Source organism: Flavobacterium sp. (assembly GCF_035760125.1).
Classification (GTDB): Bacteria; Bacteroidota; Bacteroidia; order Flavobacteriales; family Flavobacteriaceae; genus Flavobacterium.
The window spans coordinates 1-10,774 of sequence record NZ_DASTTN010000066.1; the positions used below are offsets into that span (position 1 = coordinate 1).

Below are 10,774 nucleotides of genomic sequence, written 5' to 3' on the forward strand. Positions count from 1 at the left end.
TGGTGCAGGTTCCAAATCAGAAGCCGCCAAAGCTGTCAATCCAAATGATTTTTCGTATGGTGGAAATGGTTATGCAACATTGACACTTTATAAAAATGGAGAAACTAAAGTATCCTTTTATGGCAATGAAAATAAACAGGAAAAACTACTTTTGGAACAAACCGTTATAAAAGCACGAGATACTGTTGCTCCAACGAATTTATCCACAAAATTCGCAGCAATAACTACAACATCGATTTATTCTAGTGAAATGACTCGAAAAAGTATCTTTCATAAATTCCTTTTTGGACAACATTACCGAAAATATTATAGTTTGCCCATTGATGCAAAAACAGCAACTTTGGACACCCTTTTTGGTGGAGTTAAACCCATAAGAGAAGGTGGTGGACACCAATCAAAATCATTGCGACTGACTGATGCAGACGGAAAAGAATACGTAATGCGTGCCCTCAAAAAAAGCACCTCTCGCTTTCTGCAATCTGTTGTTTTTAAAGATCAGTTTGTATTAAATCAGTTTGATGATACTTATGCTGAAGGCTTTTTGTTTGATTTTTACACCACCTCCCACCCCTACACTCCTCTTGCTGTTGGAAATATGGCCGACAAAATTGGAGTGTCACATACCAATCCCGTTTTATATTATATACCAAAAGAACCTCTTTTAAATGGATTCAATTCTAATTTTGGTGATGAGTTGTACTTAGTGGAAGAACAATTATCCGGCAATCAAAAAGATGCAAAAAGTTTAGGAAAACCATTAGACATTATCAGTACAGATGACGTCATGAAGAACATGCATAAAGATGAAAAGTACACTATCGATGAACCCGCCTATATTAAAGCAAGATTATTTGATATGCTTATTGGAGATTGGGACAGGCACAGCGATCAATGGCGCTGGGGCGAATACAAAGAGGATGGGAAAATAGTTTACAAACCGATTCCTAGAGATCGAGATCAAGCTTTTACCAAATATGATGGAGCGTTATTATCGTTGTTAATGAACATGCCCGCATTACGCCATCAGCAAAGCTTTAAGGAAGATATTAAAAATGTAAAGTGGTTAAACCGAGAGCCTTATCCGCAAGATATTGCTTTTCTAAAAACAGCCAATGAAAAAGAATGGATAGCACAAGCCAAATACATTCAAGAGCATTTATCAGATTCTGATATTGAGAGTGCTTTTACTAATTTACCAAAAGAAGTTCAGGACGAAACTATTGAAGACATCAAGCGTAAATTAAAAATACGAAAAACGAAACTACAAGATTACGCCAAAGAATACTACAGGGTATTGCAAAAAACAGTTTTGATTGTCGGAACAGACAAGAAAGACAAATTTATAATTACCCATACCTCAAAAAACAGCACAGAAATTGCGGTCTATAGACTCAAAAACAATAGTAGTGAATTGCTTTATACCAAAAATTTTACTGCAGCTAAAACCAAAAACATTTGGATTTATGGCTTGGATGACGATGATGTATTTGAAGTAAAAGGAAATCCTAAATCTGGTATAAAAATTAGGTTGATTGGTGGTCAAAATAAAGATAGCTATTCTGTTGAAAACGGAGAAAAAATTAAGATCTATGATTTTAAATCAAAACCAAACAATTATACTTTGGACTCTAAAGCCAAAACCTTTTTGACGGATGATTACGAGCCTAATTTTTATAACTATGAAAAAGTAAAATACAATGCTTTCTCAGGATTCCCTTTTGGCGGTTACAATCCAGATGATGGCGTAAAATTAGGCATCGTTGCCAACTATACAATAAACAAGTTTAATCAATATCCGTATACCCAAAAACACCTATTAAAAGCTAATTATTTATTTGCTACCAGTGGTTATGAATTAACTTATAATGGATATTTTCCAAGAACTTTAGGCAAATGGGATTTCGAAATAGAATCAAAATTTACAAGCCCAAACTTCACAATTAATTATTTTGGTTATGGAAATGAAACCGTAAATAATGATGATATTTATGGAATGGATTACAATCGAGTTCGTTTGAGAACTCTAAAAGCAGCACCTTCAATTAAAAAAGTAGGTCGATATGGAAGCGAAATTAGCTTCGCTACCCTTTTTGAAAAATTAAGAGTCGAAGAAACAACCGGACGTTATATCAACATTCCCGGTGCTGTAAACCCAAATGTTTTTGATAACCAACAATATGTGGGAGCCGCAATCAAATATAGTTTTGAGAATTATGATGTTCCATCGTTACCAACTATGGGATTTGGATTTTCGGTGGCGGGTAGCTGGAAAATGAATATAGATCATACGCAAACTAATTTCCCAACATTAGATGCAAAAGTTAATTTCAATCATAAAATTGATCCGAAAGGTCAGCTTGTTTTAGCCACTATTGTAAAATCAAAAGTATTGTTCAATAACAATTTCGAATTTTATCAAGGCGCTGTTTTAGGTGGTGACTATGATTTGAGAGGTTTCAGAAACGAACGATTCTTAGGGAAATCGTCATTCTACCAAAGTACAGATCTACGCTGGAATATCGGAAAAATTAAAAAGAGCATTGTACCGATGTCTTACGGAATTTTAGGCGGTTATGATTACGGAAGGGTTTGGCTAGATGGTGAGGACTCACATAAATGGCATCAATCCATTGGTGGCGGAATATGGATAAATGGACTAAATGTGATTACTGGGCGAATTACCTATTTCAAAGGTACCGATGATCGAGCTAGAATTACTTTTGGTTTAGGGTATGGATTTTAGCTTTGAAAGACTTACTTCATAAACATTTCCTCCAATTTTGTTGGTCTTTTCATCAGCAATAATCAAAGTTTCATTGTTCTTAAAACAAACCGCTTCTTTTTGGGAAAAATGGCCTAATTTCAATTCTGACTGTTTTCCTTTTAGAAAATTATCCCCTTTAAAATTCTCAAGCAATACAACTTTATCATGAGCTAAAAGAACTATTTTGGAAGCATCGGGGCTAATGGCGGCACTAGTAATCACACAATGATTATAATTATTACAGGTTTTTAATTTCCCCATTAAAACGGCTTGATAAAAGCCTGCTTTGTTTGGAATTTTATATACTAAAACGGTACCGTCAAAACCTTTGCTTCGATTTTTAGTAAAGAGATAAAAATTGTTTTTGAACTCAATAAAACCTTCCACATCAAAGAACATGGCCGTCTTTTTGGGTGGAAACTTTTTTTGTTCGGGATAGGAAAACGAAATTTTATAAGCTGGAATGGTATTTTCCTGATTTAATGAATTTTTATCAATTTTATAAATACATAAATCTTTTCGAACATTGTCATTGTTACCAAAATCTCCTATGTACAAATTCCCCTCTTTATCTTTTGTAATGTCTTCCCAATCAACATTTGGGGCATTTTCAATGGTTATCGTTTTCTCAATTGTACCATTTTTGACATTCAATCCATAGATTTTATTAGCATTCCCGCTATCTTCCAAAGTCCAAAATAAATTATTCTTTTCGGTATAGATAATCCCCGAAACTTCTTTTAGCTTTTTTGGCAAATTATAGAGTGTCACAAGGGTTTCGGAACCATTCTGACAGGCTATTAAAAAAAAAGCAATTACAATAGAGATAGAATTTTTCATAAGCTCATGTATAGTTACAAAAATAGACTATATTTTTAGATCGAACTAAACTTGTTTCTTCAAAAAAAAAGATATTTTTCCTATTGATAAAATACTTTTTATACCATCTAGAAAAATATAAAAGGGATGAAACTCATAAAGTTTCATCCCTTTTTTGAATATCTATAACTAACAAAAATAGAAATTCATTATTGTTATGCTACGACGACAGTTTTCCGATTTGGGAGTTTATTCTGAAGCCAATTACGTACTGGCTCATCGTATAATTTCAAACACAGATAAGCAATTAAAATACTACCTATTAAAACTCCTATCCCTAATACATAACCATCTTCTAACGAAACTTTATTATCTACAACCCATGCGGTATACCAATAAATAAGCGGATAATGTGTGATATAAATTGGATATGAAATATCGCCTAAAAGCTTGCAGATTTTAAGAGAAACCGGATTTTTAATTTCTCCACCTGCACCAATTGAAACAATTAGAGGAAAAACAAGAATAATACATAAAGACTCATATAATCCATTCATCCATAAACTGTTTTCGTCACCAATTCTTGGAACCGAAAGAACGATTGCAATCAATAAACTACAAACCCAGAAAGCACCTTTTATATGGATTAATTTTCTTAAACGAGAAAGTAAAATCCCAGCAAAAAAAGGGTACAATAAACGGGTAAAACCAACATTCATTTGTTCTAAATTCAATGACCAGCCACCAATAACATCGCCTTTTGGTCCAAAAACAGTATAATTTATAAGCATTCCTGCAAATACTAAAACAAAAATAGAAAGTACTTTATTTGAGAATTTTCGAAAAATTAAAGCATATAAAATATTCGCTATATATTCAAAAAATAGCGACCAAGCAGGGCCGTTCAGCGGATGCATTTCGCCCCAACCTCTAATTTCTGCTGATGGTGTCAGCGGAATTAATGTGAAACCTACAAACATTACCAATACTAATTTCCATACAGGCATAGTCGCAATTTGCGGAAATAAGATATCTGAAGCCTGAAAATAATATAAGGCTGCTCCAATAATCATTCCCATAATAACCATGGGTTGCAAACGAATTAAACGTCGTTTGTAAAAGTCCCATTGTGTCATTTTCCCCCAACGATCATCATACGCATAAGCGACAACAAATCCTGATAAAAGGAAAAAGAAATCGACAGCCAGATAACCGTGATTAATGATTTGTACAAAACGATTTCCGCCGCTAAAAGTTTCAAAAATGTGAAAAGCAACGACTAAAATCGCCGCTACTCCCCGTAAACCGTCTAATATTTCATAATGTTTTTTTGATTGAATATCTATAGAAACGGAACTCATAAGTATGGTTATTGGTTAAAAAGTAAATTTTATTTTGGTTTAGTCTAAAACTAAGAATGTTGTTTTAACATCGATTTTATTTAGGAGTTGGATAAATATAGCACTAAATAGATTTTTTCGTGTTATGCAATTTTAGAAAATAAAGCTGCAACAACTCTTTATCATTGCAGCTTTACAACCAAATTAACTCAGAAAACAATGAAATTTATTTAAGTGAAAAACTCACTTTCGATTTGATGTCTGTGGATGATGCTCCTATTAAAGCTTCAAAATTACCTGATTCAGCAACCCATTCGTGTTTTTTGTCATCAAAGAAACTCAAAGCCGTTTTATCAACCGTAAAAGTCACTGTTTTTTCTTCTCCCGCTTTAAGCGAAATTTTCTCAAACTCTTTTAATTCTTTTATTGGGCGAGGCAAAGATGATTTTAAATCACTGATATAAAGCTGAACCACTTCTGATCCTTCACGGCTTCCTGTATTTTTTACTTTAACAGAAAACGTAATTTTATCTCCAGCTGACATTTGTTTTTTATCAGCGGTTACTTTACCATATTCAAAAGTCGTATAACTTAAACCATGACCAAATGAAAATAATGGTTTTACTTTTTGTTTGTCGGCCCAACGGTACCCCACAAAAATGCTTTCTTTATACGTTACTTCATTTCCACCTGGAAAATCTCCTAAAGCATGTGCTCCGTTATCAGATAATTTTACAGGGAAAGTAAAAGTCAATTTTCCGGAAGGATTCACATCTCCAACCAAAACTGCTGCCAATGCATTACCTGCTTCAGTACCCAAAAACCATCCTTGAACAATTCCTGGAACTTCATTTACCCACGGCATAGCCACAGCATTTCCTGAAATATTTACAAAAACCACATTTTTATTTACTTTAACTAACTCGCTGATTAATTTATCCTGATTGTATGGAAGACCTAAATCTTTACGGTCTGCTCCTTCAGCATCTTGATTATCGCTTTTATTTAAACCTCCAAAAAACAATACTACATCTGCGTCTTTTGCAGTTTTTAAAGCTTCCGCAGTTAATTCTGCTGGAGAACGTTTGTCTTCCAAACTAACTTTTGCAACAACTCCATTATAATTACTTGTTGGATCTCCTACGTAACCTCGAGCGTAAACCACTTCGGCCTGACTGCCAATTCTTTTCTTCAATCCGTCAAGAGGCAATACTTCATATTTCGCTTTAAGCGAAGAACTTCCTCCACCAACAGTCATCATCTTAATAGCATTCTCTCCGATAACAGCAATTTTCTTTGTTTTGTTCAAATCAATTGGAAGAATATTATTTTTATTTTGAAGCAGTACAATTCCTTCTTCTGCTATTTTTAAACCAGCCTGAGCATGCTCTTTTGTTCCAAATGATCCAAAAGGTCTTTCTTTATTCATTGTAGTTAAGAACGATAAACGCAAAATACGACGTACTTTTTCATCTAATTCTTTAGTTCCAATCTCACCTTTAGCAATCATAGTTGAATAAGGTTTTGCCAAATAATAGTTATCATAAGCGTTGCTTGTTCCCCATGAAAGTCCATTGGTCCAGGAACCAAATTCCATATCCAAACCATTATAAATAGCTTGTTTTGTATCATGAACTCCTCCCCAATCTGAGATTACAACACCTTTGAATCCCCATTCCCCGCGAAGAATATCATTCAGTAAAAACTCATTGTGACAACATTGCTGTCCTTTATATTTATTATAAGAACCCATTATCGCCCAAGCATCTCCTTCCTGAACGGCAGCCTTAAAAGCTGGTAAATAAATTTCATATAATGCACGATCATCAACAATTACGTTAACTGAATTACGATTTGTTTCCTGATTGTTTAGCGCAAAATGTTTTACGCACGCAGCCACCCCATTTGATTGCACCCCTTTAATATATTGCACCACCATTTTTGAAGTAAGAAAAGGATCTTCTCCCATATATTCGAAGTTACGGCCATTTAATGGTGACCTGTAAATATTTACACCAGGTCCCAACAATACATTTTTGTTTCGGTAACGAGCTTCTTCTCCAACTGATTTTCCGTATAAAGAAGCCATTTCTTTATTCCAGGTTGCAGAAAGTGCCGTAAGTGCCGGAAATGCAATACAAGAATCATTTGTCCAACCTGCCTGATCCCATTCATCCCATAAAACTTCGGTACGAATTCCGTGTGGTCCGTCAGTCATCCAGTTTTCTGGAATTCCCAAACGCGGAACACCAGGTGAACTGAATTTTGACTGCGCATGAATCATGGCAATTTTTTCTTCAGTTGTCATTTTAGAAAGTGCATCTTCTACACGCTCATTAATAGGTTTTTTATCATCAAGATAAACAGGAACTTTATTTTGTGCATTCATCGCGAATGAACCTAACAACAGTAAAAGAACAGTTGTTTTAACATTTTTAAACATACCTTTTAATTTATTAAATCATTAAAATACTATCAAGACACTTTAAGTAAATCTTAATAATATTGTAAAGCTAAAACGTTATCGTCTGCATTTAATTTTTAAACAAAAAAAGTAGTGAAATAAAAATTTAAAAACCTAAAAAACAAACACTTAAATTAAAAAAAGAATTAAAAAAAGTAGTGATTTTAAAATAAAAAATTAGACTTTTAAGGGTAATAATCCAATTTTCATGACTGTCTCTTCAAAATCATTTCGAGAAACTGCCGCTTTATTTCGAGCTTTGGTTCGATAATTATAAATGGTGCTTAAAGAATAACGAAGAAATGCCGCAATTTTCACGCTGTCTGTTATCCCAAGACGGATTAACGCAAAAATGCGAAGTTCTGTATTTAACAGCTCTCCTTGTTTCAATACAATTTGCTCTTCATTAATAAGTAATGCATTAAAGTCTTTTACGAAAGTTGGATACAGATTTAGAAAAATCACGTCAAAGTTCTCATACAATTCTTGAAGTTCTTTTTCAACCAAAATGGTGGATTTTAGCATTTTGCTAATCTCATCAAACTGTTTTAGTGCTGCTTTCTTGTTTAAAATAACACGATAATTTTCCAACTTAGTGATATAAGCCGAACACAGATTAAAAAAATGAGCAATATATTCTTCCTTAATATGATTAGACTCAGATAATTGGGCGTTTCGTTCCTGTAACTGGCTATTTGTTTCAGTAATATCTTTGTTTAATTCAGCTAATTTTTGACTGGTCATAAAAAGTTCTCCACGAATTTTGGATACTTTCTTCATTTGTCTGTACACATAAATAACCGCCACAATTAAGAATCCAGAAAGCAGACTAATGAATAACAAATACAATTGCAATTCGGCTTTTCTTTCAGCTTCTCTTTCTAAATAAGCTGTATTAATAATCGAATAGATCTCAGACATTAGCAATGTTCGAAACTGAACATTGCAATAAAGTGCGTCTTCGATTGCAGATTGAGTGAGTTTATAAGCCATGTCAACATCACCAATTTCATAAAAAACTAAAGCCAATTCCTGAAGTGAAGCATTGTCTTTTATGGCGTTTTTTATATCTGCAGTAGCTGAAAGCGCATAATACTTTTTTCTTAATTCTAATTGATTGGTACTTTCGTAAATACTTCCAAAAAGATACGTAATCATGGCATATTGGGAATCTTCCTCTTTTGTATCTTTCAATAAAATCGATAATTGCTTTAAGGCGACAGCATTTTTTTTATCAAAAATATTTTTCTGAATTTGATTTATCTTAAAATTTAATGTTGCAGGATTTAATACGCCTAACAAAGAATCTCGATATTTACCTATTAGTTCAATGTATATTTTACTGGTACTATTTGCGTTATAATGCTCAAAAAATTCCCGATAAGCCAAATAATAATTAGGAAGAAGTGATTTGGCTAATGTCTTTTTATTGATGCTTTTTAAAATAGCTTCAGATTCACGGTATTTTCCCGATGACGAATACAGGTTGGCTAATTGCAATTCGGCTAAATCTGATAAATTCTTGTTTTGGAGCTCTGAAGCAATTATAAGATTCTTTTTGACATATAAAATCGCCGAATCAGAATTGAATTTTTGGTATTCTGTATATAAAGTTTTGTTGTAATTGTATTCTTGTTCTTTTGATAAACCTTCTGATTTAATTTTTTTGAAATTTAAAATCCGTTCCTCTTTTAATAGAACATATTTCTGTTTATTTTTTAAGGCATCATTTAACTTATCAAAAATAGAATCCGATGCATCCGATGAATACCCCGAATAACTTATCGTAAATAACACAAAAAACAGTAGATAATTTTTCAAACTAGTAGCAAATAAATGATATGGATTACAAATATAATAAAGTGACCATAAAATAGAATGCTTTTCAATTTCTATTTACTGGCCATCGGTAACTAGGATAGTAATGAGTTCTCCGATCCTAGTTTTATGTTTTAAATCTAATTTCATAAATTACACCAAATAGATTTTCATATACTTTATTTCGTAAATGAAGCTTAGAAATTTACCAAATATCGCAAATTATATTTTTCCAAAAATTCCAAAACCCAACATAAACGCCAAATTTACCAATTGGCATACTATTCGCCTTTAAAACATAGTAGAGAAATATAAACCTTTATAATATGTTACCAATTATAACAAACGATACGATTGACAGCATACTAAATACCTATCGATTCGAATTGGGAGAAAACTATGAGCCTTACAGGAATCATGTATATAGAGTTTATAATTTTGCGGTAACACAATTGGATCCAAAAGAAGATTTGGAAAAACTGTCCATAGCAACTGCTTTTCACGATCTTGGAATTTGGACTAACAAAACGTTCGATTATTTAGAGCCTTCTACCGAATTGGCAAGGGAATATTGTCGAAAGCAAAATATAAGTTCATCTGATACAAATGAAGTTGAATTGATGATAAACAACCATCACAAATTAAGCACAGTTGAATCATCAGTATTAGCAGAAATCTTTAGGGAAGCCGATTTAATTGATCTCACTTTAGGTTTAATGCCAAAAGGGCGAAAAAAAGAAGATATTAGATTAATCCGAAACCTATTTCCGAATAAAGGCTTTCATCTGTTTCTTATCAAACTATTTGCTAAAAATCTAATAGTGAATCCAACACACCCTTTTCCGATTTTTAAATTATGATTCATCTTTATAAATAGTTTGACTCGTTTTACAATAAATTAATTCAATATTAGACAGTTTGTTTCTTGTTCTAGTTCAATGACATGGCTTTTTAAACGACCTAAATTTGTAATATAAATATTTAAAACTCATATCATGGAAAATAAAATCTTGGGTATTCATCATATTACAGCAATCGCGGGGGATGCCAAACGTAATTTCAACTTTTATTCAAAAGTTTTAGGATTACGATTTATCAAAAAAACAGTGAATTTTGACGATCCTGGAACCTATCATTTTTATTTTGGGGATGAAGTAGGAAGCGCCGGAACTATCTTAACATTTTTCCCTTGGGGCGAAGGAATACAACAAGGACGAAAAGGATCTGGAATGGCTACAGAAATTGGTTATTCTGTTCCAAAAGGGAGTTTGGATTTCTGGGTAAATCGTTTGGATCAACACAATGTAATTTACAACAAACCATCAGAAAAATTTGGAGAGCGCTATGTTTCCTTTTTGGATCCGGACGGATTGAAGCTGGAATTGATAGAATCCAAAACAGAAGACAATCGTAAACCCTGGGAAACCGACGAAATAAAAGCAGAAAACGCCCTAAAAGGGTTTCATAATATTACTTTGACACTTACTGATATCAAAGCAACAGCAGCGATTTTGACCAATATATTTGAATACAAATTAATCGATCAGAATGTGAATCGCTATCGTTACG

At 33.1% G+C, this 10,774-nt stretch carries 7 protein-coding genes; 3 read left to right on the forward strand and 4 right to left on the reverse strand.

Going from position 1 to position 10,774, the window contains the following annotated elements:
- Nucleotides 1–2,743, forward strand: a 2,743-nt coding sequence (locus VFS71_RS02765; RefSeq protein WP_326399245.1) for a ShlB/FhaC/HecB family hemolysin secretion/activation protein, incomplete at its 5' end; no start/stop codon positions are given.
- Here VFS71_RS02765 and VFS71_RS02770 read toward each other — a convergent pair.
- From VFS71_RS02770 to VFS71_RS02785, 4 genes are all read right to left on the reverse strand, one after another.
- Nucleotides 2,726–3,604 (reverse strand): hypothetical protein, encoded by an 879-nt coding sequence (locus VFS71_RS02770; protein ID WP_326399246.1) that lies wholly within the window; start codon nt 3,602–3,604, stop codon nt 2,726–2,728. The genes VFS71_RS02765 and VFS71_RS02770 overlap by 18 nt on opposite strands.
- A gap of 194 nt (nt 3,605–3,798) precedes the next feature.
- Nucleotides 3,799–4,944, reverse strand: coding sequence for an acyltransferase (locus VFS71_RS02775; RefSeq protein ID WP_326399247.1), 1,146 nt, complete (start codon nt 4,942–4,944; stop codon nt 3,799–3,801).
- A gap of 205 nt (nt 4,945–5,149) precedes the next feature.
- On the reverse strand, nt 5,150–7,366 hold the full coding sequence (locus VFS71_RS02780) for a glycoside hydrolase family 3 C-terminal domain-containing protein (RefSeq protein ID WP_326399248.1): 2,217 nt from the start codon (nt 7,364–7,366) through the stop codon (nt 5,150–5,152).
- 198 nt (nt 7,367–7,564) lie between these two features.
- Nucleotides 7,565–9,208, reverse strand: coding sequence for a DUF6377 domain-containing protein (locus VFS71_RS02785; RefSeq protein WP_326399249.1), 1,644 nt, complete (start codon nt 9,206–9,208; stop codon nt 7,565–7,567).
- Between the two features lie 323 nt (nt 9,209–9,531).
- On the opposite strand from VFS71_RS02785, the gene VFS71_RS02790 reads away from it, so the two are divergent.
- The gene (locus VFS71_RS02790; RefSeq protein WP_326399250.1) at nt 9,532–10,065 is read left to right on the forward strand and encodes an HD domain-containing protein; all 534 of its coding nucleotides are present in this window, start codon (nt 9,532–9,534) and stop codon (nt 10,063–10,065) included.
- Between the two features lie 135 nt (nt 10,066–10,200).
- Nucleotides 10,201–10,774: ring-cleaving dioxygenase (locus VFS71_RS02795; RefSeq protein ID WP_326399251.1), on the forward strand; the 574-nt coding region annotated here is incomplete at its 3' end.